Source organism: Nocardia beijingensis NBRC 16342 (assembly GCF_001612785.1).
In the GTDB taxonomy this organism is placed as follows: Bacteria; Actinomycetota; Actinomycetes; order Mycobacteriales; family Mycobacteriaceae; genus Nocardia; species Nocardia beijingensis.
Genome location: NZ_BDBC01000007.1, coordinates 162,672 through 187,232, shown reverse-complemented (window position 1 = coordinate 187,232; position 24,561 = coordinate 162,672). Strand labels below are relative to the sequence as shown.

Sequence of the window (24,561 nt, the reverse complement as noted above, 5' to 3'; positions counted from 1 at the left end):
AGAAGAGCCCGGGTACTCGAGGAGTACCCGGGCTCTTTCGTTCGCGCCGTATCCGGCGATCGGCAACTCGTCGACGCGGGCGTGCGCTACTCGCCGATCGCCGGAGGCGTCCAATCCCACAATCTGGCCGACTTCCGTCCGGCCACGCCGCGTCCGGCGAGGCGGGTCATACCGGTCGCCAGTCCGTAGACGAGGGCATTGGTGGACAGACTTATCGCGGGGTCCTGGCGTGCCATGCGCTGCACCTGCTGTCCGCGTGGGCGGCGCAGCTGGTCGAAGCGGGCCAGCGCCGCCGGAACCGGGCCGTCGCGCAGCTCAGCGGCGAGCACGGTCGCGTCTTCTAGCGCCTGGCACGCGCCTTGCGCGAGGAATGGCGTCATCGCGTGCGCGGCGTCGCCGAGCAGCGCCACCCGGCCCTGGGCGAACGACGGCAACGGATCGAGATCGAAGATGTCATGACACAGAATCGCCTCCGGTGGCGTCGCGGCCAGCAGAGCAGGGATCGGGTTGTGCCAGCTGCCCACCCGCCGACGCAGTTCCGCGAGATCGTTCCCGTAGCGGATCCGTGGTTCGGACTGCCGTACGGTGAGAAACCAGAACACCCGCCGATCGGTCAGCGGGTGAGCGCCGAAACGCGCACCTCGTCCCCAAGTCTGGAATCCTTCGATCGGCCATACCGAGCCCGGCTCGGTCACCCCGCGCCAACACAGAATGCGCTGAAAGACCGGATCGGAGTCGGCAAACAGGCCGCGCCGCACCGCGCTGTGGATGCCGTCCGCGCCCACGAGGACGTCCGCGACCGCTCGGTGCGTTCCGTCCTGGGTCCGGTAGGTCACCGACACCTCTGATCCGGACTGCTCGAACCCGATGACCTCGGCTCCGGCACGTACGACGCCGGTGGGCAGATGGCCGAGCAACGCGCTGTGCAGATCAGCGCGATGATTGGCCAGCAGCGCGACGTCGCGCCCTGCCTCGTATCGCATCAGGTATCGGCCGGACGGAGTCCGCAGGGTCGCTCCGGCCTGCGTCGGCACCGAGACGGCGCGGAAGTCCGCTCCGACACCCAGCGCGTCCGCCGCACGCACGGCGTTCGGAGCGAACGACCAGCCCGCGCCGATCTCTCCCGCTCGCGCTCTGCGCTCCAGAACGGTCACCGCCCATCCGGACCGGTGTAGTCCGACGGCCGCGGCGAGTCCGCCGATCCCGCCTCCGGCGACGATCGCCGACCGGCCCTGCCCCGTCACCGCTCGCCGCTCTCGCGCGAAGGCAGCGGTTCTTCGCTCAACCGCTTCGCCATCCAGTCGTAGACGTCGTGCGCCGCCCGTAACCGCTCGGCTCGCGCGCTGCCGGGCCCCGCCAGTTCCATGCCCTGCGCGGCGACGTCGCGAAACGAGTGCAAACCTGCCACCCGCCGCTGCACGACGGTGCTCCACGCGTCGTCGTCCATCCGGTAGAAGTGCGTGCGCTCACCGGGCTTCGTGCGCCGTCGTACGAAACCGGCATCGATGAGCACCCGCATGTTCGTGGCCAGCGACGCCCGGCTCGCTCCGATGGCCGCACCGATTTCGTCCGCCGATTGCTCGGCCGGATCACAGATCATCAACCATCCGAGGATGCGCCCCGAGATCGGCGGGATGCCGTATTCCGCCGTGCAGAACATCGCCACCCGCTCGACCCACTCCAGCACCTGCTCGAGGCCGGGGTCCCGATTCGCCATACTCACTCCGATTCACACATGTCTAGTTGATTCAGTATTTACTGAAACATATGGACATGGCAAGGCGCGGCCGAGCACGGGACCGGACGACGCGCGGGGCCGATAGCGACCCGCGCGCGCCGTCGCGTGACTACGGCCTGGTCAGCGCCGCATAACGGGCGAGATGCTCGTCCGTCGAGCCGAATTCGTGTTCGATCGCGGTGAGCCGCTTGAAGTAGTGGCCGATGGCGAGTTCCTCGGTCATGCCCATCGCGCCGTGCAGTTGCACGGCGTTCTGGCCGATGAACCGCGCCGCCCTGGCGACGGTGACCTTCGCCGCCGAGACGGCGCGGGCACGGTCGTCGGTGGAGGCGCGCAGGGAATGGACGGCCAGGTGGACCGCCGCGATGGCCTGCTCGAGTTCGATGTACATGTCCACCATGCGGTGTTGCAGCACTTGGAAACTGCCGATCGGCTGGCCGAACTGCTCGCGCTGCTTGGCGTAGTCGATGGTGTCGGCGAGCACTTTGCGCATGCAGCCGACCGCCTCGGCGCAGATCGCCGCGGTCGCCTCCGCGATGGTCGGCTCGATGACGCTCCAGCCGTCCGACTCCGTGCCGAGCAGCGCGTCGGCGGGCAGCCGCAAGCCGGTGAACACCAGATCGGCGGCCGTCCGGTCGTCGATGGTGCGATAGGTGTGCACCTCGACTCCGGCGGGGGGAGCGCTCGCGTCGAATTCGAGCCGGAACAGCGAGATGCCGGCCTTGTCGCGTCGCTCACCGGACGTACGCGCGGTGATCAGCAGGTCGGTGGCCAGTGGCGCGCTGGTCACCACGGTCTTCTCGCCGTCGAGCACCCAGGCGTCGCCGTCGCGGCGGGCGGTGGTGGACACGTCGTGCGGCGTGGCTCCCGACGTCGGCTCCAGCGCGGCGAACGCGACACGCGCGTCACCGGTCACGATCCGGCGCAGCACGGCATCGGCCTGCTCGCCGCCGGAGCGCTCGAGCAATCCGGCGCCGAGCACCACCGTGTCCACGAACGGTTCGACCACCAGCGCGCGGCCGAGTTCCTCGGCGATCACCATGAGTTCGACGGGACCGCCGCCGGTGCCGTCCACCCGCTCGGGCAGGGTAGCGCCGAGAATGCCGAGTTCGTCGGCGAAGCCGCGCCAGACGGCGGGCTGCCAGCCCGCGTCCGATTTCGCCGCCGCGCGGCTCTTCTCCAGGTCGTAGCGGGCGCCGAGGTATCCGGCGATCGCGGAGCGGAGCATTTCCTGCTCGTCGGTAAGCGTGAAGTCCATCAGAGTCCCAATGCTGCTTTGGCGAGGATGTTTCGCTGAATCTCGTTGCTGCCCGCGTAGATCGAGCCCGCTCGGTCGTTGAAGTACTTCAGCGGAGCGACGGCCTGCCAGTCCGCGCCGCTGCGGTAGCCGTCGGCGGGTGGCGTGTACTGGGCGATCGGGCCGCCCGGCATGGTGGCGTGCGGCTGGTAGACGCGACCGCGTGGTCCCGCTGTCTCCAACGCCAGCTCGGTGAGCTTCTGACTGAGTTCGGTGCCGAGGATCTTGAGGATGGAAGAGGCCGGGCCCGGGTTCTTCCCCTGCGCCATCGCGGAAATGGTGCGGTACTCCAGAATTTCCAGCACCTCGGTGCGGATCCGCAGATCGGCGAGCTTCGCCGCGAACACGCGGTCGTCGATCAGCGGATTGCCGTCGGGGCCTGGCTGCCGCGCCGCGTTGGCGGCGATGTCCTGCGCCATGACCTGCAGCCACGGCGCGGCCGCGCCACCCCGCTCGTGCACGAGCAGGTACTTCGCGACGGTCCACCCGTCGTCGATCCGGCCGAGCACATTGGTCTTCGGCACCCGCACGTTGTCGAAGAAGACCTGGTTCTGCACCTGCTCGCCCGAGGTCATCACCAGCGGCCTGATCTCGATGCCCGGCGCGGTCATGTCGATCAGCAGGAACGTGATGCCCTGCTGTTTCTTGCCCGTGCGCGAGGTGCGCACGAGGCAGAAGATCCAGTTCGCCTCGGTGGCGTGGGTGGTCCAGATCTTGCTGCCGGTGCACACGAAGTCCTCGCCGTCGTCGACGGCGGCCATGGTCAGCGCGGCCAGGTCCGATCCGGCCTCCGGCTCGGAGTAGCCCTGGCAGAAGAAGATCTCGCCGGTGAGGATGCGCGGCAGAAAGAACGCTTTCTGCTCCGGGGTGCCGAACGCGATGATCGCCGGTGCCACCATCTTGATGCCCATCGGCGAGAGCGCGGGCGCGCCCGCCAGCGCCGATTCCCGCTGGAAGATGTAGTGCTGAGTCAGGCTCCAGTCGCATCCGCCGTGCTCCACCGGCCACGCGGGCGCCGCCCAGCCGCGCTCGTGCAGGATGCGCTGCCATTCCATGCTCGCCTCATGGTCGGGATACACGCTCGTCGCCAAGCGCCCGGCCCGCCGCAACTCCGGCGTCAGCTTCGCGTCGAGGAACGCGCGCACCTCGTCCCGAAACGCCAGATCCTCCGCTGACCAGTCGTAATCCATCTGCCCTCCCGGAGGGTGTGCACCGTCGCTTCCATGGCGACCATCCCGCCACCACGCGACAGAATGTACGACCGTTTCTTTCACCGAGTCAAACTGACGTCATATGCCCGCAGACCCTTTACCAGGCGTCTACCTCGACAATCACTTCCGGTGGACCCCGACGTCAGGAGCAATGCCGCCACGACGGTTCCGATTCGAGTTCGGCCTTCAGCGCCCAGCGCAGCACTGACACCTGCGGGAATCCCAAAGACGTAGCGCGCCAGAACTTTCCGCACAGCGTGGACGTTGAAGCCGCCTACCGATCCGGCTACCGATCCACTACGGTGTCCCTGGCGTTCATCGACAAAGCCGGGGGGTAGCTTTAACTTTGCGATATTTTCCGGACTCGGGCTTCGCTGCCCGGAACGGGCGACCGACCCCGGACAATCCGCGTGACTGGCTCGTTTGGCACTTCACCCACACCTTGAACTTGCCCAGCATGGTGGCCGAAAAGCGGATCCTGCCCGCAGCGCGCGTAGCGGCGAACGTCAATGTCGCCGACCTGGAGATCAAAGAGCGCAGGAGCCATCGTAGAGTTCGGCCCGACCCGGCCTATCCACGGGCCATGGTGAGCGACCATGTCCCGTTCTACATAGCCGCGAAGTCACCCATGCTCTACCGCGTCTGCCGTGGCCATGACGGGTACCAGGGAGGTCGCCGACCGCTCGTCATGCTCGGAATCGCGCTCGGTGACATCATCGATACCGGCCTGACCTGGTGCGCGAGCGACCGCAATGCGGCAACGCCGTATGCGAGATTCAGCCGCGAATTATCGTCGCTCGGCGAGTTCGTCGATTTCCCGCTACTAAGCCAACGCGACTGGTTCAATACGCCCGACGACGGCGACCGGAAGAGCAGACGATCGGCGGAGGTACTGGTGCACCAAGAGGTCCCCCTGGATCTGATCACTCAAGTTCGCTGCTTCCGCGAAGATACATTGCGCGTGGTGCGGGCGCACCTGGAGGATGTCGGTGGCATACGGGAGTATGGAGTCGATCCGAAGATGTACTACTGAGGAGGTGATTTGATGATAGTCGAGGGAGAGGGCGACCTTCTGGCAGCGGATGCCGAGGCGCTGGTCAACACTGTGAATTGCGTGGGCGTTATGGGCAAGGGAATTGCACTTCAATTCAAACGACGCTATCCGCAAATGTTCGAAGAGTATAGGCGGGCATGCGACCGTGGTGACGTGCGCATCGGCCATATGCTCGTCTTCACGACGGGGCAGCTGGACGGCCCGCGATACGTCATAAACTTCCCCACCAAGAAGCACTGGCGTGCCCCATCCAAACTGTCGTATATAGACGATGGGCTCACCGATCTCCTGCGAGTCGTCGACGAACTCGGCATCAAGTCGCTCGCCATACCGCCGCTCGGGGCAGGAAACGGCGGATTGAACTGGGCGGATGTCGAACCCCGGCTGCGATCCGCGTTCGCGGCGAAGCCCGATGTGACGGCCGTCGTCTACAAACCCGCGCCAGGGCCCCGCAAGCTGGACGCCCCGTCCGCGCTACGCATGACCTGGGGCAAAGCACTGATGCTGAACCTCCTGCGCGGCTACATCGCGAAACGACGCGCACAGGAGCCATGGGAGGATCCTTCCGGCGCTTCGCACCTGGAAATACAGAAACTTATGTATTTCGCAGATTTTTACGCGCCCGCACTGGGCCTGCAATTCAATCCAGCACGCTATGGCCCTTATAGTGAAAAAGTGAGGCTTGTCCTCCAAGAAATGGAGGGCGGCTACACCACCGGACTGGGAGACGGAACAGCTAAAACGCTCGACAACGACCCCATCGCGCTCACCGAGAGCGGAGAGAAGGATCTGAACGAGTTCCTGAAAACCGAAACCGGGCACTGGGTGGCCGAAGTCGCCAGCACTGTATTGAAGACTGTGGAGGGTTTCGAGGGTCCGTACGGAATCGAGTTGCTTGCCAGCACGCACTGGGTGATGCAGAAGCATACTTCGATTGATGCAGCCAGGGCCGCCGAGGCCGTACGCGGTTGGACAGAACGAAAAGGCCGCATTTATACCGATGCGCATGTGGAGTCGGCGCTGCATCACTTGTTGTCGCACTCCGGGAGCACAGTGACGGGGCAACGCAGCGGCCACCGATTCGAGGGTCCACCCGCAGGGGCCGCCCCATCGCCCGCAGCAGAGCGGTAGGACGTGCCGTCGGGTCGGTTCAGCAGTCCTCGAAGAACGCCTTCAGGTAACCCACGGATTGGTAGGCGTAGTCGTAGGCCCAGCGGGGGAGGGAGAGGGTGGGTTCGGGGTCGGTGAAGAGGAGTTCTCCGGCCCAGCACTTTCGCAGGACGTAGCGGGCTCGGGAGATGTGCGGGGTGAAGGTGACGACGATGACGCGGTGCCAATTGTGGGCGCGGGCGAGGCGCGCCAGTTCGCGGCCCTCACCGCGGGTGGTGCGCGGGGACGGGTCGAAGCAGAGCACCTCGAAGCTGTAGCCGCCGTGACAGATGCGGTTCAGCATGGCGCTGTGTTCATAGGGATTGGAGAACACCACCCGCGGCGCGTATCCCTCGCGCGCCAGGCGCAGGCCCAGCTGTTCGCGACCGTCGTGTGCCCCACCGAGAACGAGCACGGCGTCCGCCCGCGCGGGCGGATCGGTCCGCGGACGCACATAGACCGGCCACAGCGCCACCGTGGCGACAACCACCGCCAGACCGGCGCCGAGCGCGGTCCACACCAACCGACGACGTCGCATCAGGCCGATGCTAGCCGGACGCCGCGCGCGCATTCCGCCAGGTCATGGCGCCCGCATCGGCGACGTCGCCGCATGTACATCTGCTGTTGCCCGGACCCTTGCCTCGCTGACGTGGCGTGTCCATCGGCGGGGCTTACCAATCGATCATGCGATGCACAGTCTTCGGAACCGGGTACCTCGGGGCCACGCACGCGGCGTGCATGGCCGAACTCGGGCACGACGTCATCGGAGTGGACGTGGACCCCGGCAAGGTCGCGAAGCTGTCCGACGGAGTGGTGCCGTTCTACGAACCGGGCCTGGAGGATGTGCTGCGCCGCAACCTCGATGCGGGCCGCCTGCGGTTCACCACCTCCTACGCCGAGGCAGCCGACCACGCGGACGTGCATTTCCTCGGCGTCGGCACGCCGCAGAAGAAGGGCGAGTACGCCGCCGACCTGAAATACGTGCGCGCGGTGGTGGATACGCTCGCCCCGCTGCTGGAACGTCCCTCGGTGATCATCGGCAAATCGACGGTCCCGGTCGGCACGGCGGCCGCGCTGGGAACTCGCGCTCGCGCATTGAGTTCCACCGACGTCGAAGTGGCGTGGAATCCGGAATTCCTCCGAGAAGGCTGGGCGGTCAAGGACACCCTGCGGCCCGACCGGCTGGTTCTCGGCGTCGACCGCGACCGCGACGCCGCCGGATGGGTCGAGGATCTGGTGCGTGAGATCTACGCCGACCTCATCGCCGCCGAGGTCCCGTTCCTGCTGACCGACCTCGCCACAGCGGAATTGGTGAAGGTCTCCGCGAACGCCTTTCTGGCGACCAAGATCTCGTTCATCAACGCGGTGTCCGAAGTCTGCGAGGCGACCGGCGCCGATGTGACCATGCTGGCCGACGCCCTCGGCTACGACGCGCGCATCGGCCGTCGATTCCTCAACGCCGGACTGGGTTTCGGCGGCGGATGCCTGCCGAAGGACATCCGCGCGTTCATGGCCCGCTCCGGCGAACTCGGCGCCGACCACGCAGTCGCCTTCCTGCGCGAGGTCGACAACATCAACATGCGCCGCCGGACCAAGGTGGTGGACATGGCCGCCCGCGCCTGCGGCGGCTCACTGCTCGGGGCCAACGTCGCGGTGCTCGGCGCGGCGTTCAAACCGGAGTCCGACGACGTGCGCGACTCCCCCGCGCTGAACGTGGCCGGCATGATCCAGCTGCACGGCGCCGTCGTGACCGTCTACGATCCCAAGGCGCTGGAGAATTCGCGCCGGGTGTTCCCCACCCTGAACTACGCGACCTCGGTCATCGAGGCGTGCGAACGCGCCGACGTGGTGCTCGTGCTCACCGAGTGGGACGAATTCACCGCGCTGCGCCCCGGCGACCTCGACCACGTGGTGCGCGCCCGCTCGATCATCGACGGCAGGAACTGTCTCAATCGTGCCACCTGGAGAGCAGCCGGATGGGTGTACGCGGGACTCGGCACACCGTAGAGTTGCGAGGCGAGGCGGGCTACTGCCAGACAGACGACCAGGTCCTGCCTTAAGCACAGCTGATCGCCGACGGTAGGGTCCGTCCAGCGGGTCTCCGCCGACGGACGGTGCAGGCTCGCATGTCGTGCAGTGTGAAACGAGATGGGCAGCTGATGAGTTCGGTACTGGGAGTTTCGGTGGGGGCCGGCGCTGTCCGTATGGCGCGACCGCACGCCGCGAACCCCCACGGGCATGTCTCCCCGCATTCCTTCGATCTGCAGACCATTCCGGTCCTGGACCAGAGCGTGGAAGAGCTGGCGGCAGAGGCCATCGGCGTCACCCTGGAGGCCACGCCCGGTATCGGCGCCACCGCGATCGCCTACCGCAGTGAGCAGCACGCCCGCGCCATTCGCGCCGCCATGGCGCGCCAGCAGTTGACCAATTACGAACTCGTGCCGGAGATCGCGGCCGCACTCGAATTCGCGCAGGCCACCGGCGATATCCGGGGCATCTCCTCGCTGGTCGTCTACGACCTGGGCAGCTCGGGCCTGACGGTGAGCGTGGTCGACACCCAGACCCGCGAGGTCAGGCACAGCGAGCGCACCAGCGACATCAGCGGCGACTATCTCGACTCGTTGATCCGGGAGCAGCAGATCGCCTCGGGGCGGATCGCGCACCCGCCGAACGCCGCGGGCCTGGCCGCGCTGGACGCGCTGTGCCGGGAGGCGAAGGAGCAGCTGACCACCAACACCGCGGTGGCGCTGCCGAGCGAGCAGGGTCTGGTCCTGCTCGCGCAGGAGAACTTCGAATCGCTGATCATGCTGGCCATCGAGTCGTCGGCGCGGATGGCGCGCGACGTGATCGTGCGTTCGGACCGCCCGGTGCACGGCGTGCTCGCCATCGGCGGTTGCGCCCGGATCCCGCTGGTGGCCAAGGTGCTCGAACGCTGGATGGGCGTGCCCGTCATCGTGCCCGACAGCCCGGAGACCGTGATGGCTCGCGGTGCGGCGCTGCTGGCCAGACCGGTCCGCAAGGAGACGCCGACGGCGAGCGCTTTGCTGGACGACGAGCTGTCACCCGCCTGGTTGTCGGCTCCGGCCCAGCGCGGCAAACGCGAGATCAGCGGCGCGGTGCTGACCGTGAGCGCGCTGGCCGTGGTCGCCGCGATCGGACTCGGTCTCGGTTACGGACCGCAAGTGCTGGAACGGGATTCGCACACCAGCGAGGGATCGCCGTCGCTGTCGCCGACCACCACACCGCGCACGACCAGCTTGGATCCGCAGATCGCGGTCGCGCCGGGCACCACGGAGTCGCCTGCGCACGAATCCATCGCCGCGCCGCCGCCGAACCGCAGGCAGACCACCAGCGAGACGCCGCCACCGCCCGGCCCGAACACCATCGTGGTGCCTGGCCTTCCGCCGATCGTGGTCCCCACGATCCCGCCGGAGGTCTTTCCCTTCCCTCCGCCGCCGCAGCGCTGAGCCGCGCGGAGTTCAGACCCTCGCGTGCCGGGCGCGGCGCGTGCGCGGCGGCGGGGTGGGTTCCTTGGTCGTGAACGGGCGGGCGAGCAGCACCGCGATACCGGTGGTCAACGGCACCGACAGCGCCAGCGCGATACCGCCGACCGCCGAGCGCGCGATCTCGATGGCGACGGCATCACCGGTCAGCACGTCGCGGATGGACCGCCCCGCCACGCTGAACAGCAGCAACAGCGGCAGCGCCCCACCGGCGTAGGCGAGCACCAGCGTGTAGACGGTGCTGGCGATGTGATCGCGGCCCACCCGCATGGCGGCGGCGAAAACCTCCCGCCGGGAGGCGGACCGGTCGATCGCGGCCAGCTCGAACGCGGCCGACGCCTGCGTGATCGTGACGTCGTTGAGCACACCGAGCGAACCGATGATGAATCCGGCCAGCAGCAATCCGGTGATGCTGACGTGCTCGATGTAGGTGGCGACGTTCGTGTTCTGTTCCTCGGAAAGCCCGGTCAGATTGGTCATCTCGATGGTGAGCCAGGACAGTGCGGCGGCGAGCAGCATCGAGGTCAGCGTGCCGAGCAGCGCCGAACTGGTGCGCAGATTCACCCCGTGCGCCAGATACAGCACCGCGTAGAGGATCAGAGAGCCCGCGACCAAGGCGACCGGGATCGCCGGTTTGCCGTCCAGCAGGGCGGGCAGCAGGAACAGCACCAGGACCGCGAAGGCGAACACCAGGCCGAGCAGCGCGCGGACGCCGCGCCAGCGCGCCACCGCGATGATCACCACGACGAACGCGAGGACGATCAGCGTGAGCGGCAGCCCGCGCGAGTAGTCCTCGAACGAATACAGCGGCGTCCCGCTCGGATCGGTCTGGCGGACCAGCCGGAGTTGGTCACCGGCGTGCAGATCGGGTTGTCCTGGGCCGGGAGCGATCTCCAGCAGCGTGCGGTTGCCCTTGTGCGGTCCGGACTCGATCTCGATCAGGCTGCGCTGGCAGGTGTAGGCGTTGTTGCGCGGCGCTTGGGGCTGGTCGACGAACACCTTGCCCAGCGACGGGCTGCCGCACGGGCCGACATCCTGCAGCACCACGGTGCCCGCCTCGGTCTGCACCGCGCCGCCGCCCGCGTTCTGCATCGGCAGCGGGATGTCGATGTGCTGCTTGCTGGGCCACAGCGCGATCGCGCTGATGACGACGACGATTCCGATCGCGGTGAGTAGCCCGACGACCACGCGCGCGGCGGTCGCGCCGATCGCGATCGGTCCCGAATGATCGTGGTGATGGTGGTGGTCGCTCACCGCGCTCCTACCTGTCCGATGTGTTTGCGCCCGGAGCGAGCTTAAAGGATTTCATTTTCAAGACCGTTGCGGCGGTTACCGAACACAGCGGGACACGCTGAACGCGAACCGATCACGGGAGGAATGAGAGTTAGAGGGGGCGGCGGAGAGCAGGGGGATGTCTCCGCCGCCCACAGGGCAGGCGGCCCAGGGGGGTAGGCGGCCTAACCCAAGGCCGGATATGCCCAGGGGGGGTAGGCAATCCGGCCGGGCACTCTAAGTGCCGAGGACCACTGTACACAAAAGTACTTCTTTTGCGCTAGCTCGTCGCCAAATCCGACAGGTATCCGTACATCGAGTTTGTTTCCGGGCCGGAAGCGGGGCGATTATATTGACCGCCGCCGCCCTTCCCACTATTGGCGATAGCTGGACAGGAAGTTGCCGAAACGCTCGATCGCGACCGCGAGATCCCTGGCCCAGGGCAGCGTGACGATCCGCAGGTGATCGTGGTCCGGCCAGTTGAAGCCGGTGCCCTGCACCATCAGGATCTTCTCCTGCAACAGCAGGTCCAGGATCAGCTTGGAGTCGTCGTAGATCTCGTACACGTTCGGATCGAGCTTCGGGAACGCGTAGAGCGCGCCCTTCGGCTTCACACAGGACACGCCGGGGATCATGTTCAGCCGCTCCCAGGCGACGTCGCGCTGTTCCAGCAGCCGCCCGCCGGGCAGGATCAGGTCTTCGATGCTCTGATGACCGCCGAGCGCGACCTGAATGGCGTGCTGCGCGGGCACGTTCGGACACAACCGCGACGAGGCGAGCAGATCGATGCCCTCCAGGAACCCGGCCGCGTGCTCCTTCGGCCCGGTGATCGCCAGCCAGCCCGACCGGTAGCCCGCGACCCGGTAGGCCTTGGACAGCCCGTTGAAGGTCAGGCACAGCAGATCGGGCGCCACCGTGGCCAGCGAGATGTGCTTGGCGTCGTCGTAGAGGATCTTGTCGTAGATCTCGTCGGCGAGCAGCAGCAGCTGGTGCTTGCGGGCCAGGTCGGCGATCTGCTGGAGCACTTCGGCCGAGTACACCGCGCCGGTGGGGTTGTTCGGATTGATCACCAGCAGCGCTTTGGTCTTGTCGGTGATCTTCGATTCGATGTCGGCGATGTCGGGCTGCCAGCCGTTGGCCTCGTCACACAGGTAGTGCACCGGCGTGCCGCCCGCCAAGCTGGTCATGGCGGTCCACAACGGATAGTCCGGCGCCGGGATCAGCACCTCGTCGCCGTTGTCCAGCAGGGCCTGCATGGTGATGGTGATCAGCTCGGAGACGCCGTTGCCGAGATAGACGTCGTCCACGTCCAGCTCGGGGAAGCCCGGCACCAGTTCGTAGCGGGTCACGATCGCGCGCCGCGCCGAGAGGATGCCCTTGGACTCGGAGTAGCCCTGGGCGTACGGGAGCGCCGCGATGATGTCGCGCATGATCACATCGGGCGCCTCGAACCCGAACGGGGCGGGGTTGCCGATATTGAGCTTGAGGATGCGGTGGCCCTCGGCCTCCAGCCGTGCCGCGTGCGCGTGTACCGGTCCACGGATCTCGTAGACGACGTTCTGCAGCTTCGTGGACTGCTCCAGAACACGCGGGGGGCGGTGCGGATGATGAGGACTCACCCGTCCCATGGTGCCATCCGTCGCAACTGGATAAATCGCCTGGCCGAGCTCCGATCGGGCCGTCACGCCCCCGACGGCGGCCACGACACCGCCGGGTGTGACGCGTCACTCAATGGGGACCGACCGGCGGGATGCCCTTGGCCGCCGTCGAGCCGCAGAATTCCTCGATCCGCTCGTCCAACCGGCGGGCCTCGACCGAGTCGCGGAAGGCGGGCGCCGCGATCCGCCTGCGCACACCGGTCAACCGTTCCTCCAGCTGCGCGATGCGCTTGTCCTCGTCGAGCCCGAGCACCGGTTGCAGCGCCTCGGCCGCGCCGTCCAGGCTGCCGTTGATCAGGTGCGCGGCCGCGCAGTCGACCCTGGCGAGCGCTTCCGCCCCGTAGGAGCGCTGTTCGGACGGCCCGTTCGAATACAGCTCGATGGCCCGCTGGGTGGCGCCGAGCGCGGGCTCGGCCTGACCGAGGTGGATGTAGGTGGCGCCCGCGTAGTAGTTGGCCTTGGCGTCGTTGAATCCGAAGACGCCGCCCACTTCGTCGTGCAGCGTGTCGGTGGCGGCGATCTCGCGGGCGTCGCCCGCCGCACGGACGCAGCGATCGGTGTCGGCGGCGCTGCCGAGCGCCGACCAGATGCGCGCCTCGATATTGAGCAGCCGCACCTGCGCGGTCGCGGACTCGGCGAACTCCTGGCCGCTCTGGGCGAGCTGGACCGCCCGGCGTGGCCGCTGCGACCAGTACTCGATCAGCGCGTGCATGCCGCGGGTCCAGGCGCGAAGTCCGTTGTGCCCGCACAACTCCGCGTACGCCCATGCGGCGCGGACCTGTTCGCCCGCCGCGTCGTAGTAGCCGAGGTCGGTGCTGGCATTGGCGAGCAGGCCCGAGAGCGTGCCCGCCAAGAGATACAGATGACCGGTATCGGCGGGCCGCTGATGGCCTTCCAGCAACCGATACACCCTGCGCCGCACTCGCACCATTTCCACCATCATCGGAACCGGCGGGATGCGCACGTAATCGTTCGCGATGCGCACGACATCCGCGTCGAGCTGTTCCAAAGTGCTCGCACCGACATTGGTGCTCTCGGCCTTGCCGGCGTGCTCGCTGGCCTCGTGGGCAGCCGCCATGATCAGATCCCTCTCCGAAATCGCTGCCAACGCAGCACCTCTCATCGCACCGGCGTCTATGAGAGCCAAAAGGTCCGCGTCGCTCGAATAATGAACGCGCGCCGAGGCGTCGGCCTGCGCATCGAATCCCGGCGGGACGGCTCGATCGGTCGCGGGCCGATCGATCAATGCCGCGAACCGCGCCCGCACCACCTCGTCGGACCTGGCCAGTGAGGTATCCAGAGCGGCTTGGTTGATCGGTCGTGGATGAACCCGGACGCCCCCGGCTTCCCACTTCGACACCAAGCGTTCGTGCACGCCCAAATGGGCGGCGAATTCCCTGATGCTCATCCGCTTGGCATCGCGAAGCGCACGGGCCTCTTTGCCTGACCAATGCGTGACCACGGTGTCATCCCTTCCGAACGAACCCCTTCCAGAGTACGAGGGGTTTGTGAGCGGGGCCACAGGTGAAATACGGCTGGCATCAAAGGCAGCGGAAGGGCAGCGGAAGGCGGGCGGGCGGGCGATGCCGAATCACGCGGCGAGCCGGGACCATTGAGGCGGAAGGCAAGGAGTTCGCCGTGAATGTCGAGAAACTCAGGACCGTGGACGATTGGGTGGCGTTCTACCGGCACGAGTTCGGACTGCCGGTCACCGAGCGTGGCGGTTTCGCCATGCTGCCGATCACCGGCCGCGTTTGCGTCGTCCACCTACCGACCGCACGTGCCGAAAAGGTACGCGCCGCACTGGAACAACAGGGAACGAGGGGTCCCATGTTGGCCAGGCAGATCCGATGGAGTTTCCTCGCCGAGCCCGACAGCCGACCGGGACCACAGGTGCTTGAGGCGCTCAATCGGCTCGATATCGGGCTGCCCGCCGTCGGCAGCGCCGTGATGTTGCCGACCGGCCTCGGCCGCTGGACCCGGGAAGGGTGCTTCTGGGTCAACCCGCCGAGCCGCGGTGACACGCTTCCGCCGCTGTCCGTCATCCTCACAACGGCGCTCGCGGTGGGAGCGGGCGGCGGGGACTGATCACCTCCGCGGTCAGTTCCCGCTGCCGTCCGCCGGGTCCGCTTCTCCCCCACAGTCGACGAAGCGGACCCGGCGGCGTCAGCGTGATTCGGCGGCGTCGATCGCGGCGGCCGGGATCGGGAAGTTGAGGTAGGACCGCGACGGGGTCGGTCCGCGCTGGCCCTGGTACTTCGAGCCCGCCACGGCACTGCCGTACGGGTGCTCGGCCGGGCTGGTCAGCCTGAGCAGGCACAACTGGCCGATCTTCATGCCCGGCCACAGCGTGATCGGCAGATTCGCCACGTTGGACAGCTCCAGCGTGATGTGCCCGCTGAAGCCGGGATCGATGAAACCCGCGGTCGAGTGGGTCAGCAGGCCCAAGCGGCCAAGGCTGGACTTGCCCTCCAACCGTCCGGCCAGGTCGTCCGGCAGGGTGCAGACCTCGAGGGTGGAGCCGAGCACGAATTCGCCGGGGTGCAGCACGAACGGCTCGCCTTCGGCAGGCTCGACCAGACTGGTGAGCTCGTCCTGCTGCTGCGCCGGATCGATGTGGGTGTAGCGGGTGTTGTTGAACACCCGGAACATCCGGTCCAGGCGCACGTCGATGCTCGAGGGCTGGATCAGGTTCTCCAGCAGCGGCTCGACGCCGAGACGCCCAGCGGCGATCTCCGCGCGGATGTCACGATCGGAAAGCAGCACGCGACGAGCGTAGCGCCTGCTCGACGTGGCTCCTCAGCCGCACAGTGATACAGAGAGACCGATATCCTCGCATTCATTCGGGCGGCGCCGCCCGCGATCGAAGGGATGAACCATGACCGAGGGCTCGCTGTTCGACCTGACCGGCCACGTCGCCGTCGTCACCGGAGGCAATTCCGGCATCGGTCTCGGCTTCGCCCGTGGGCTCGCGCGGGCCGGCGCCGATGTCTGCGTCGTCGGCCGCAATACCGAACGCAACGAGGCCGCCGCCGCCGAATTGCGCGCCTTCGGCGGGCGGGTGCTCGCGCTGAGCTGCGACGTCGGCGAGGAACAGCAGGTGATCGACACCATCGGCCGCGCGGCCGCCGAACTCGGCCGCATCGACTCCTGCTTCGTGAACGCCGGTGTCAGCCAGGGGTTCGTCCCGTTCGTGGAGACCGATCTCGCGGAATTCCGCCGAGTCACCTCCCTCAACCTCGACGCCGCGTTCGTGACCCTGCGCGAAGCGGCGAAGGTGATGCTCGCCCAGGGTGCGGGCGGCAGCCTGGTCGCCACCGCCAGCCTCGCCGCCCAGCAGGGCGTTCCGCGCGGGCAGTCCTACGCGGCCAGCAAGGCCGGGTTGATCGCCATGGTCAACTCGATCGCGGTGGAGCTGGCCAAACACGGCATTCGCGCGAACTCGGTGCTCCCCGGCTGGGTCGAGACGCCGATGACCGAGGACGCCTTCGCCTGGGACCGCTTCCGCGAACGCGTCCACCCCAGGATCCCGGTTCGCCGCTGGGGCCTGCCGAGCGATTTCGAATCCGTCGCCGTCTACCTCGCCAGCCCCACCAGCGCCTACCACACCGGCGACACTCTGCTGATCGACGGCGGTTACAGCAAGTTCTGAGTCGGCAAGACGCTCGCCACCGGACGCAGCCCATCTTGTCGGTGCGCAACGCCGCGAACCACCAGCGGCGAGTCCCACGGCCTCGGCTACCTTCCGGCGGCGGAAGTGGGACTGTGGAATGGTGACCTCCCTTCGCATTCGCAACGCCATCTGGGTGCTCACCGCGTTGCTGGTGGTGTGCGCCGCGTCTCTCACGGCAGGTGTGGTCGGGAATCGCGGTCCCGGCGGATTCGATCGCGGCATCACCGCCTGGGCCGTCGCGCACCGCAACGGCACGCTGACTCCGGTCGCGGTGGCGATCAGCCTGCTGGGCGGCACGCTCGCCATGACGGCCTTGGCCACCGTGACCTGTCTGGTCCTGTCCTGGCGGCGGCGCTGGACAGCGGCGGCCCTCGTCGCGATCACCGGGCTCGGCGGCGGCCTACTCGTGCGCGGCGGCAAGCGACTGACCGACCGGGACCGTCCGCCCCTCGAAGAACACCTGATCAGCGTGTCCAACCAGGCGTACCCCTCCGGGCACAGCATGGGCTCGTTCGTCGTGGTCGGCATCGTCCTCGCCGTCGCGCTCCCCGGCATACACGGCCCCGCCCTGCGCGCCTGGACCGCGATCGCCGCCGCGCTGTTCGTCCTCGCGGTCGGCCTGTCGCGGATCTACCTCGGCGTCCACTGGGCCACCGACGTCCTCGGCGGCTGGTGCTTCGGGGCGCTGTGGCTCATCCTCTGTTTGACGGTGTATCGGTATTTGGTACCGGGGCGGACCAGGGACCACCTGCCGAGCAGAGAGCCGGACGGCACCGCGCCGGATTCGGTATCTCTCGGCCGCCGCGAAGTCGGACGCGGGCGGTGAGCAGTCGTTCCACGGCCCGTGATCATCCGGCAGGAGGCGGTTGGCTACGCGGCTCGTATCGTTGCGCCTCGGCTATCTCCAAGAACAAGCGCGCGATCCCGGACTCCGCGATTTCTTTCGCATGCTCGATGTCGTTCGGCGCCTCGAGATACGCGCGGATCACCTTGCCCTCGGCGTCGCCCAGCGTCACACGTAGGGTGCCATCGGCATCGATGACCCGGATGACGGCACGTCCGCCGTCGAATGGCTTGGTCAGCCAGTGGTCGACGGCCGGGCCGCTCAGCACCCAACCGTCGGTCGCGTCGATCGCGTGAATCCGCGACCACCCTGAGCGCTCCATGTCAGCTCGCCATCGCGCTCAGCTGATGCGGAGCGGCGGGACGTTCGCCGATCGTCGGCACCCGAGCCCTTACGCTCTCCGCTATTTGCGGACGCTCGACGGCAGTCACGATGGACGACCACAGACGGAGGCACTGTACGCAGCAGGAATCCGGCATCTTCCGGCCGATCGGGCGAACCAACAGCCTCGTCCCGCCGAAGTAGCACGCCATTGTCCAGACGGCGGCGGCGACGGCCACGACATTCACCGCCATCAGTGCTCGCTCCTGGCCGAGCGGCCATCCGGCATGGTCCACCGAGCTGACCTCCCGTGTACTTGATCCGACCATGCGCGCACGCCGGCGATGACCACTTGCCCGGAGGGGCGAAAAGCATTGCGCGGAGGCACTATCCAGTGACGGATCGCTTCCGTCGACGCGGCGGGCGATGGCAGCGCGATGCTCGCTCCGGTCCGCGCGACGTTGACGTCCAGGCGGAACATCTCGGCGAACAACTTCACGTCGCTCAGGTCGATGTCAGGCCGAATCAGGAAAGTCCACCTGCCGGAGCGTGGGTGCCCAACGATCGGCCCGATCGCGTGCCCGCCGTTGTGCAAGTGGGCCTTCACCGACTGACCGAGCCGCGTCGGCATCGTGACTCCCCACACGCTGCCCGCGCGAAGAACGATCCGGCCCAGTTCGGGTGGATCGATGACGACGGGTAGACCACAGGTCCGCCGGTAGTACTGACAGCGGGACAGCAGGGTGTCCCCGAACGCTCCTTCGTCCATCAGTAGACCTCTGCTCACATCGAAGACGGTGGTTGGAAGCCAGAGCCTCGGTGGGCCAGCCGAAACGGCACCCCACCGGCGCGTAACTAGGAGACCACCAGGTAGAGGCCCGGGTCCTATCACTCTGAAATTTTCAGATATTTCCCTCAAACATCCAGGAAGACTCTCAGCCAGAGCACTAATATCTTTCAGTCTGAAACATAGGAGGCTAGATGGGCCGCGAAGGCACACCCCCACCCCCGTCTCTGCCGCGACGTCGGTTCGGCAATCACATCCGCGACGCCCGACACGCGGCGAACCTCAAGCAGCCAGATGTGGCCAAGGCGATGCGCTGGAGTGTGCCGACTCAATCTCGCATCGAACGTGGCTATCTCGGCACGTTGAACGATCGGGATGTTCGCGACCTGTGCACCGTCCTCGGAATCGAAGACGAGGACGAGGTCGCGGCTTTGATCGGAATGCTCGAAGAGGCGACCGCGCAACCCAAGAAGTGGTGGCAGCAGCAGTACGGCGAGGTCATGCAGGAACGGTTCGACGTCTACGTAGGGCTGGAGTACGAGGCTCGCGCAGTCGACATCTACCGCTCCGAGCTGGTGCCCGGCCTATTCCAGACCGCCGACTACGCACGGGCGCTGAATCATCTGTTCTTCCCACATGAATCCGAGGAACAGCAAGCGCGCCGGATAGAACTGAAGCTCAAACGTCAGGCAAGTTTGACCAGGAAGACCAAACCTCTGGCAGCGACCATGGTGATGGACGAAGCGATCTTGCGGCGGGTCGTCGGCAACGAACGAACGATGGGCGCTCAGATGCAGCATCTCGCCGACATGAGTACGCGAGACAACATCGACATCCGCATACTGCCGTTCACTGCCGGATATCCCGTGGGGACAGCAACAGGCGCGTTCTCGATACTCACCTTCGAAGCCGATCCCCCTGTGGTGTACGTCGAGTCCTTCACAAGCAACATGTACCTTGAGGAAGAGACGGAGGTCGCGACGTACCGGACCGCGTCCACGATTATCCGCCGCTCCGCGCTGGATGCGACAGCGAGCAGGAATCTGCTGCGGCAGATGATGAAGGAGTTTGCAAGGTGAGCACCGATCTATCGGGGGCGCGGTGGTTCAAGAGCAGCCACAGCGGGGGCCACGGCGATTGTGTCGAGGTCGCGTTCCTCCGAGGGGGCATGATCGGAGTCCGCGATTCCAAAGATCCAGGTGGTTCGGCGCTGGTGTTCACCTTCAGCGGGTGGGACGCCTTCACCGCTGGCGTAGTGGGCGGGGAGTTCGACCGGAACCAGCGGCCCTAATCGACCCATCGGCCCAGCTCACCGGCATCTAGCTGGACTTTTCCCACCCCGCGCGCGGCTTCTGCTACAGTCTCGATTGGCACATCTGCCCCCAGCCGATGTAGTTCAATGGTAGAACTTCTGCTTCCCAAGCAGACAGCGCGGGTTCGATTCCCGTCATCGGCTCCACCGAAGGCCCTGCATCGGCACCCCGCCGATCCAGGGCCTTTCTGCTACCCGCCAACCGCCCCGCAGTGCTCGTCGTCGAGTGGCACATGGTCGCGGCGAATCGCGAGTAGACCCTCGGTCATGTGCCACTCGATGACCGGGGTTACAGGCAGTAGACGGCGCCGCTGGACAGGGCGTGCACGAGGCAGACCAACGACTTTTCGTCGCTCGAGCCCGGAGCCACGCCGACCGGAGTCGCCTGGGTGCCGACGTGAGCCGATTGGGGACTCGACATGGGCTCCAAAGGTATTCCGCTGGGTGTGACCGCGGCGTTTGCCGAGCCTGCACCTGCGGCAAGGGAAAATGCAACGGCGGCAATTACTTTCAACGTCATTCGGTTCATCTGACAACTCCTGTGTCGCGAGGGGGACCACCCGTCACGCTAGCCAGCGGACCCGTCGGCGGCATGCCCCTGATGCCGCTGGCCACAGTTTCGGTGGGCCGCCACGTCCTCGCGAAGGTCCCCCCGACGGCATGGGATCGACCTGGCGCATTCCGCTGAAGAGTGATCTAGGTCACTGACTTGTCACAGTGTTCGCTCGCGCGGTGTCTTTTGGCCGACACGCTAGAAACGGAGGAGTTTCCGATGAACATCGCACTGTGGATCGCTACGGGACTGTTGGCCGCGCTCGCCCTCTTCGGCGGCATCACCAAAGCGTTCGTTCCGCGGGAGAAGCTCGCCGCGTCGCCGGGTGGGGAATGGACCGCGACTGCCGGGGACGGCTTCGTCAAGGGTCTGGGAGTCTTGCAGATCTTGGCGGCGGCCGGTCTGATCCTGCCCGCCGTACTCGACATCGCCCCGGCGCTGGTGCCGGTCACGGCCGTCTGCTGGGTCGGGCTCATGGTCGGCGCGATGATCACGCACGGCCGACTCGGGGAGTACAAGTTCGTCGTGCTGAACTCGGTGTATCTCGCGGTGGCGGTGTTCATCGCGTGGGGCCGGTTCGCCATCGAGCCTTTCACCAGCTGACTGCCCGGATCGAGCGCAGCCGACCACCGAGGAGAAGGGACGAGAAGATGAGCGACCACGCGACCGACACGTTCGTCGCCCACCGCGACCTGTTGTTCACCGTCGCCTACGAGATGCTCGGCTCGGCCGCCGACGCCGAGGACGTTCTCCAGGAGACCTGGCTGCGCTGGGTGAAAGCCGACCTGGAGCCGGTGAGCGACGAACGCGCCTATCTGGTCCGGATCGTCACCCGGCAATCGCTCAACAGGCTGCGCACGATGAAGCGCCGCAGGGAGTCATACGTCGGCCCGTGGCTGCCGGAGCCGATGCTCACCACACCCGACGTCGCCGAGCACGTCGAGCTCGCCGAGAACATGTCGATGGCGATGATGCTCGTCCTCGAGACGCTCTCGCCCACTGAACGCGCCGTCTTCGTGTTGCGCGAGGTCTTCGACCTCGGCTACGAGGAGATCGCGGCCGCGATCGGCAAGACCCCGCCGACCGTCCGCCAGATCGCGCACCGCGCCCGCCGCCACGTCGAGGCCCGCCGCCCACGTTCGGTGGTATCGCCCAGCCAGGCCCGCGCATCGGTGGAAGCGTTCCAGCGCGCGCTCGAATCCGGCGACCCCCAAGGGTTGCTCGACGTGCTCGCCCCGCACGTCGTGCTCATGAGCGACGGCGGCGGCATCAAGCGCGCCGCGCTCCAGCCCGTCATCGGCGCCGAGAAGGTCGCCCGCTACATCACCGGCGGCACCGGCAAGGTCCGAGCCGAGCTCAGTTGCGAAACCATCCTGATCAACGGACACCCCGCACTGGCGCTGAGCCTTGACGGCGTACTCGACGGCATCATGGCCTTCCACATCGAGGACGACCACATCACCGGCCTCTACTTCGTCCGCAACCCGGAAAAGCTGACCCGCGTCACCTCCGAGACCCCTTTCACCTTGCGCTGAACACCGACCGGCGGGCGGAACCTCGGTGGGCTCTCGACGACATCGATTCGTCGACCGGCCAGCGCGGTGCGCGCGGCCGCGCTGCCCGACCACCACACCGTAGGAATGCAGCGCGGCCGTTCACGCTGCACCGACTCCGGCACAGGCTCGTCAACGCCGCCGAAGATGGGCGCGTCCACGCCGATGCTCATGGCGCTGTCCGGGCGCACGCCGTCGCCGCTCGGTCGGGGCATCGTGAGTGCCCTCACCGTCGTGTGCCGCTCAACGAGGGGGTCAGGCGGTAGAGGGAGGTGGTCTCGCGGGAGCGGGCGAGGTGGAGCGGTGAGGTGGGGTTGCGGGCTCGGGGGTGGGTGGGGTGGGTGGTCAGTTGGGCGGTGATGTGGAGGCCTGCGGCGGTGATGCGGGCGAGGAGGTCGCCGTGGGGGCGTAAGCCGAGGTGCTCAGGGAGGTCGGAGAGGATCAGCCAGCCTTCGCCGCCGGGGCGCAAGTGGGCGGCGAGGCCGGAGAGGAAGGCATGCAGCATGGACGAGTTCTCGTCGTAGACACCGCTTTCGAGGGCTGAGGTAGGCGTGCCGGGGAGCCAGGGCGGGTTGCACACCACGAGGTCGGCCTCGCCGTCCGGGAAGAGAGCCGGGCCTCGCACGTCGACGGAGGACATACCCAGCCGGTCGAGGTTGGCGCGGGCGCAGGTCAGCGCACGGAGATTGTTGTCCGTAGCGGTAATTCGACGGAAGCCACGGCGGTCCAGGAGCGCGGCGAGCACACCGGTGCCCGTGCCGAGATCGAAGGCTGTCTCCGCCCGTGCGGGTAGCGGCGCGGACGCGACGAGATCGACGTACTCGCCGCGGACCGGCGAGAACACACCGTAGTGCGGATGGATGCGCTCCCCGAGGGCGGGCACGTACACACCCCTCTCCCGCCACTGCGCCGCACCGAGCACGCCGAGCAACTCGGTGAGCGCGACCACCACTCGCCCACACGGCGTGCCGTATGCCTCGATACAGGCGCGCCGCACGTCGGGGGCCCGACGCAACGCCAGCGCGTAGTCGTCTTCCAGCAACACAAGCAACTTGCCGAGCACTTGCGCGCGCCTGCGACGTGACGCGCGATACCGCCGGAATGCTTCGGCCGGATCACCCCCCAGCGCGACTTGCCGCTCGATCCGCCGCCCCATCGCCCGCAGCAGTTGCCGCGCATTGTGAAAATCCCCGCGCCACAGCAGGCCGGTTCCCGCTCGCGCCAATCGGCAAGCCGCGTAAGCGGTCGTCGAGTCGTTCACCACCACAATGGAATTCGGTGGCAGCGCGCCGTTTTCGGAATGCCAACGGGCGGTCTGGCAGGTCTTGTCCTCGGTCCAGGAAACGGTGGACACCGCGTACTCCTCGTGATCGAACGTGCAAAGGGCACGAAGAGCACTTCGACGCGGAGTCGCGAAAGACCGGTGCGACCAGCGCGCAGGAGTCAGTAGGTCGTCTGTCTACGCCCGCGCCGAAGTGCGCGGGACATCACCGAGAACCATCCCGAGCGTCATGGCCGGACCTTTCCGTAGGAGACGTCCGAGTCTCCCACAGCGCTGCCAGGTAAGCCGAACGGGCCGTCAGGAACTCTCTCAGCTCCCCTCAGGCCGCCCCGTTCGCCGGTTCGGCGTGCAGACGGCGGAACTTGCTGCCGTGGAAGACGAGTGGGTCCACGTCGGTGCGGGTGGCGATGCGGTGGACGCGGAGGATGACGACGGCGTGGTCACCCGCGGGGACGTGGGCCTCTTGGACGCCCTCGATCCAGGCGGACGCGCCGTCGATGAACACGGCGTCGCCGGAGCCGCGGTGCAGCTGGATGTCGCGGAAGCGGTCGCCGTCGCGGGTGCCGAGGGAGCGGGCGGCGGCCTGCTGGTCGGTGCCGAGCAGGCTGAGGCCGAGGTGGCTGGCGGCGGCGAGTTTGGGCCAGGTGGCCGAGGAGTTCTGCACGCAGAACGAGACCAGCGGCGGATCGAGGGAGACGGGAACGAACGTGCTCACCGCGAGACCGTGCGGGGTTCCGTCGATTTCGGCGCACACGGCGACGACGCCGCTGGGGAAGTTGGCGAACGCGCGACGCAGACCGGCTCCGTCGGCGGGGAATTCGAACAGGTCATGCATGATTCGCAGCCTTCGAGCTGTGGGCCAGTGCCTGGGCGACCGAACGCCACCGACCACTGTACCGGTCGATGACGCCGTCCTCGGCGAATGTGCGATCGGACAGGTAGAGCCCGGGCAACGCGGCGGTGGCGCCGATTTCGACGAGCACGGGCTTCAGCAACAGATCCGGCGCGAGGGCGTGGGCCGGGCCGGCGCCGAGCATCACCGGGACCGCGAGCACGCCTTCCAGACCCGTCCCGCCTTCGAACTGTTCGAGGAACAGCTTCAGCAACCCGGTGTAGGTGGCCTTGAAGGTGGGGCTGGCGAAGACGACGAGTTCCGATCCGGCCACGGTGCGCACCGCCTCGGCCACGCCGGGGTCACCCCAACTGAGCAGGGCGGGACCGAACTCGACCAGGTCGATCACGGTGGGCTCCACCTCCGGCCGCAGTCCCCGTGCGACCAAGGTGGCCGCGGTGAGCGTGCGTGAGGCGGGTTTCGGATTTCCGACGACGACAGTGACTGTCATTTCGTCTCCTT

The 24,561-nt window shown here is 67.2% G+C and carries 26 protein-coding genes and 1 tRNA gene; 12 read left to right on the top strand and 15 right to left on the bottom strand.

Going from position 1 to position 24,561, the window contains the following annotated elements:
* Positions 1–86 precede the first annotated feature (86 nt).
* From NB3_RS35490 to NB3_RS03840, 4 genes are all read right to left on the bottom strand, one after another.
* Positions 87–1,244: an FAD-dependent monooxygenase gene (locus tag NB3_RS35490; protein WP_067796517.1), complete on the bottom strand. Its 1,158-nt coding sequence runs from the start codon at positions 1,242–1,244 to the stop codon at positions 87–89.
* Positions 1,241–1,717 (bottom strand): GbsR/MarR family transcriptional regulator, encoded by a 477-nt coding sequence (locus NB3_RS03850; RefSeq protein WP_067796514.1) that lies wholly within the window; start codon positions 1,715–1,717, stop codon positions 1,241–1,243. Before NB3_RS03850 ends, NB3_RS35490 begins: the two co-directional genes overlap by 4 nt.
* A 130-nt stretch (positions 1,718–1,847) precedes the next feature.
* A complete protein-coding gene (locus NB3_RS03845; RefSeq protein ID WP_067796511.1) occupies positions 1,848–2,996 on the bottom strand; it encodes an acyl-CoA dehydrogenase family protein in 1,149 nt (382 codons plus the stop codon).
* Positions 2,996–4,225, bottom strand: a complete 1,230-nt coding sequence (locus NB3_RS03840) for an acyl-CoA dehydrogenase family protein (RefSeq protein WP_067796508.1) — start codon at positions 4,223–4,225, stop codon at positions 2,996–2,998. The genes NB3_RS03845 and NB3_RS03840 overlap by 1 nt, the downstream gene beginning before the upstream one ends.
* A 367-nt stretch (positions 4,226–4,592) precedes the next feature.
* Here NB3_RS03840 and darT point away from each other — a divergent pair, with 367 nt between their 5' ends.
* Together darT and darG are read left to right on the top strand one after the other, a co-directional pair.
* A complete protein-coding gene (gene darT / locus NB3_RS03835; protein ID WP_067796505.1) occupies positions 4,593–5,279 on the top strand; it encodes a type II toxin-antitoxin system toxin DNA ADP-ribosyl transferase DarT in 687 nt (228 codons plus the stop codon).
* A 12-nt stretch (positions 5,280–5,291) separates the two neighbouring features.
* Positions 5,292–6,431: a type II toxin-antitoxin system antitoxin DNA ADP-ribosyl glycohydrolase DarG gene (gene darG, locus NB3_RS03830; protein ID WP_084485721.1), complete on the top strand. Its 1,140-nt coding sequence runs from the start codon at positions 5,292–5,294 to the stop codon at positions 6,429–6,431.
* 19 nt (positions 6,432–6,450) lie between these two features.
* Here darG and NB3_RS03825 read toward each other — a convergent pair whose 3' ends face one another.
* Positions 6,451–6,987: a YdcF family protein gene (locus NB3_RS03825; RefSeq protein WP_084485719.1), complete on the bottom strand. Its 537-nt coding sequence runs from the start codon at positions 6,985–6,987 to the stop codon at positions 6,451–6,453.
* 146 nt (positions 6,988–7,133) lie between these two features.
* Here NB3_RS03825 and NB3_RS03820 point away from each other — a divergent pair, with 146 nt between their 5' ends.
* Together NB3_RS03820 and NB3_RS03815 are read left to right on the top strand one after the other, a co-directional pair.
* Positions 7,134–8,456 (top strand): UDP-glucose dehydrogenase family protein, encoded by a 1,323-nt coding sequence (locus tag NB3_RS03820; protein ID WP_067796493.1) that lies wholly within the window; start codon positions 7,134–7,136, stop codon positions 8,454–8,456.
* Between the two features lie 152 nt (positions 8,457–8,608).
* Entirely contained in the window at positions 8,609–9,916 is a 1,308-nt protein-coding gene (locus NB3_RS03815) for a DUF7159 family protein (protein ID WP_244891756.1), read from the top strand.
* A gap of 12 nt (positions 9,917–9,928) precedes the next feature.
* Here the strand turns inward: NB3_RS03815 and NB3_RS03810 are convergent, their stop codons facing one another.
* The 3 genes from NB3_RS03810 to NB3_RS03800 form a co-directional block, all read right to left on the bottom strand.
* Positions 9,929–11,206 (bottom strand): YibE/F family protein, encoded by a 1,278-nt coding sequence (locus NB3_RS03810; RefSeq protein ID WP_067796488.1) that lies wholly within the window; start codon positions 11,204–11,206, stop codon positions 9,929–9,931.
* Between the two features lie 392 nt (positions 11,207–11,598).
* Positions 11,599–12,852, bottom strand: coding sequence for a pyridoxal phosphate-dependent aminotransferase (locus NB3_RS03805; RefSeq protein WP_067796484.1), 1,254 nt, complete (start codon positions 12,850–12,852; stop codon positions 11,599–11,601).
* 100 nt (positions 12,853–12,952) lie between these two features.
* Positions 12,953–14,344: a helix-turn-helix domain-containing protein gene (locus NB3_RS03800; protein WP_067796481.1), complete on the bottom strand. Its 1,392-nt coding sequence runs from the start codon at positions 14,342–14,344 to the stop codon at positions 12,953–12,955.
* A 176-nt stretch (positions 14,345–14,520) separates the two neighbouring features.
* Here NB3_RS03800 and NB3_RS03795 point away from each other — a divergent pair, with 176 nt between their 5' ends.
* On the top strand, positions 14,521–14,970 hold the full coding sequence (locus NB3_RS03795) for a hypothetical protein (RefSeq protein ID WP_067796478.1): 450 nt from the start codon (positions 14,521–14,523) through the stop codon (positions 14,968–14,970).
* 78 nt (positions 14,971–15,048) lie between these two features.
* Here NB3_RS03795 and dcd read toward each other — a convergent pair whose 3' ends face one another.
* Positions 15,049–15,648 (bottom strand): dCTP deaminase, encoded by a 600-nt coding sequence (gene dcd, locus NB3_RS03790; RefSeq protein WP_067796475.1) that lies wholly within the window; start codon positions 15,646–15,648, stop codon positions 15,049–15,051.
* Between the two features lie 112 nt (positions 15,649–15,760).
* Here dcd and NB3_RS03785 point away from each other — a divergent pair, with 112 nt between their 5' ends.
* Positions 15,761–16,534 carry an SDR family NAD(P)-dependent oxidoreductase gene (locus NB3_RS03785; RefSeq protein WP_067796472.1) on the top strand — a complete coding sequence of 258 codons (774 nt, stop codon included), beginning with the start codon at positions 15,761–15,763 and terminating at the stop codon, positions 16,532–16,534.
* Between the two features lie 118 nt (positions 16,535–16,652).
* On the top strand, positions 16,653–17,381 hold the full coding sequence (locus NB3_RS03780; protein WP_067796469.1) for a phosphatase PAP2 family protein: 729 nt from the start codon (positions 16,653–16,655) through the stop codon (positions 17,379–17,381).
* A 22-nt stretch (positions 17,382–17,403) separates the two neighbouring features.
* Here NB3_RS03780 and NB3_RS03775 read toward each other — a convergent pair whose 3' ends face one another.
* On the bottom strand, positions 17,404–17,721 hold the full coding sequence (locus NB3_RS03775) for a hypothetical protein (protein ID WP_067796466.1): 318 nt from the start codon (positions 17,719–17,721) through the stop codon (positions 17,404–17,406).
* Positions 17,722–17,973: 252 nt separating this feature from the next.
* The gene (locus NB3_RS03765; RefSeq protein ID WP_174553163.1) at positions 17,974–18,507 is read right to left on the bottom strand and encodes a DNA-directed RNA polymerase subunit beta; all 534 of its coding nucleotides are present in this window, start codon (positions 18,505–18,507) and stop codon (positions 17,974–17,976) included.
* 194 nt (positions 18,508–18,701) lie between these two features.
* On the opposite strand from NB3_RS03765, the gene NB3_RS03760 reads away from it, so the two are divergent.
* The 3 genes from NB3_RS03760 to NB3_RS03750 all read left to right on the top strand — a co-directional run bounded on the left by NB3_RS03760 (position 18,702) and on the right by NB3_RS03750 (position 19,966).
* Positions 18,702–19,586, top strand: a complete 885-nt coding sequence (locus tag NB3_RS03760; RefSeq protein ID WP_067796457.1) for a helix-turn-helix domain-containing protein — start codon at positions 18,702–18,704, stop codon at positions 19,584–19,586.
* The gene (locus NB3_RS03755; protein WP_067796455.1) at positions 19,583–19,798 is read left to right on the top strand and encodes a DUF397 domain-containing protein; all 216 of its coding nucleotides are present in this window, start codon (positions 19,583–19,585) and stop codon (positions 19,796–19,798) included. The genes NB3_RS03760 and NB3_RS03755 overlap by 4 nt, the downstream gene beginning before the upstream one ends.
* A gap of 94 nt (positions 19,799–19,892) precedes the next feature.
* Positions 19,893–19,966: transfer RNA gene (locus NB3_RS03750), tRNA-Gly, on the top strand.
* 142 nt (positions 19,967–20,108) lie between these two features.
* On the opposite strand, the gene NB3_RS36505 is transcribed toward NB3_RS03750, so the two are convergent.
* Positions 20,109–20,240: a hypothetical protein gene (locus tag NB3_RS36505; RefSeq protein WP_280516564.1), complete on the bottom strand. Its 132-nt coding sequence runs from the start codon at positions 20,238–20,240 to the stop codon at positions 20,109–20,111.
* A gap of 351 nt (positions 20,241–20,591) precedes the next feature.
* Here NB3_RS36505 and NB3_RS03745 point away from each other — a divergent pair, with 351 nt between their 5' ends.
* A complete protein-coding gene (locus tag NB3_RS03745; protein WP_067796453.1) occupies positions 20,592–20,975 on the top strand; it encodes a DoxX family protein in 384 nt (127 codons plus the stop codon).
* Positions 20,976–21,022: 47 nt separating this feature from the next.
* Positions 21,023–21,907 (top strand): RNA polymerase sigma-70 factor, encoded by an 885-nt coding sequence (locus tag NB3_RS03740; RefSeq protein WP_067796451.1) that lies wholly within the window; start codon positions 21,023–21,025, stop codon positions 21,905–21,907.
* 244 nt (positions 21,908–22,151) lie between these two features.
* On the opposite strand, the gene NB3_RS03735 is transcribed toward NB3_RS03740, so the two are convergent.
* The 3 genes from NB3_RS03735 to NB3_RS03725 form a co-directional block, all read right to left on the bottom strand.
* Positions 22,152–23,279 carry a methyltransferase gene (locus NB3_RS03735; protein WP_067796449.1) on the bottom strand — a complete coding sequence of 376 codons (1,128 nt, stop codon included), beginning with the start codon at positions 23,277–23,279 and terminating at the stop codon, positions 22,152–22,154.
* A 247-nt stretch (positions 23,280–23,526) separates the two neighbouring features.
* Complete coding sequence (locus tag NB3_RS03730; protein ID WP_067796447.1) at positions 23,527–24,042, bottom strand: flavin reductase family protein; 516 nt, start codon at positions 24,040–24,042, stop codon at positions 23,527–23,529.
* The gene (locus NB3_RS03725; RefSeq protein ID WP_067796445.1) at positions 24,035–24,550 is read right to left on the bottom strand and encodes an NADPH-dependent FMN reductase; all 516 of its coding nucleotides are present in this window, start codon (positions 24,548–24,550) and stop codon (positions 24,035–24,037) included. Before NB3_RS03725 ends, NB3_RS03730 begins: the two co-directional genes overlap by 8 nt.
* Positions 24,551–24,561: the final 11 nt, after the last annotated feature.

Coding starts and splice junctions, on each gene's coding strand:
- NB3_RS03785 (WP_067796472.1), top strand. CDS start 15,761: ATGACCGAGGGCTCGCTGTTCGACCTGACCGGCCACGTCGCCGTCGTC.
- darG (WP_084485721.1), top strand. CDS start 5,292: ATGATAGTCGAGGGAGAGGGCGACCTTCTGGCAGCGGATGCCGAGGCG.
- NB3_RS03730 (WP_067796447.1), bottom strand. CDS start 24,042: ATGCATGACCTGTTCGAATTCCCCGCCGACGGAGCCGGTCTGCGTCGC.
- NB3_RS03825 (WP_084485719.1), bottom strand. CDS start 6,987: ATGCGACGTCGTCGGTTGGTGTGGACCGCGCTCGGCGCCGGTCTGGCG.
- NB3_RS03780 (WP_067796469.1), top strand. CDS start 16,653: ATGGTGACCTCCCTTCGCATTCGCAACGCCATCTGGGTGCTCACCGCG.
- NB3_RS03775 (WP_067796466.1), bottom strand. CDS start 17,721: ATGGAGCGCTCAGGGTGGTCGCGGATTCACGCGATCGACGCGACCGAC.
- NB3_RS03815 (WP_244891756.1), top strand. CDS start 8,609: ATGAGTTCGGTACTGGGAGTTTCGGTGGGGGCCGGCGCTGTCCGTATG.
- NB3_RS03840 (WP_067796508.1), bottom strand. CDS start 4,225: ATGGATTACGACTGGTCAGCGGAGGATCTGGCGTTTCGGGACGAGGTG.
- NB3_RS03745 (WP_067796453.1), top strand. CDS start 20,592: ATGAACATCGCACTGTGGATCGCTACGGGACTGTTGGCCGCGCTCGCC.
- NB3_RS03845 (WP_067796511.1), bottom strand. CDS start 2,996: ATGGACTTCACGCTTACCGACGAGCAGGAAATGCTCCGCTCCGCGATC.
- NB3_RS03805 (WP_067796484.1), bottom strand. CDS start 12,852: ATGGGACGGGTGAGTCCTCATCATCCGCACCGCCCCCCGCGTGTTCTG.
- NB3_RS03760 (WP_067796457.1), top strand. CDS start 18,702: ATGGGCCGCGAAGGCACACCCCCACCCCCGTCTCTGCCGCGACGTCGG.
- NB3_RS03740 (WP_067796451.1), top strand. CDS start 21,023: ATGAGCGACCACGCGACCGACACGTTCGTCGCCCACCGCGACCTGTTG.
- NB3_RS03820 (WP_067796493.1), top strand. CDS start 7,134: ATGCGATGCACAGTCTTCGGAACCGGGTACCTCGGGGCCACGCACGCG.
- NB3_RS36505 (WP_280516564.1), bottom strand. CDS start 20,240: ATGTCGAGTCCCCAATCGGCTCACGTCGGCACCCAGGCGACTCCGGTC.
- NB3_RS03850 (WP_067796514.1), bottom strand. CDS start 1,717: ATGGCGAATCGGGACCCCGGCCTCGAGCAGGTGCTGGAGTGGGTCGAG.
- NB3_RS03725 (WP_067796445.1), bottom strand. CDS start 24,550: ATGACAGTCACTGTCGTCGTCGGAAATCCGAAACCCGCCTCACGCACG.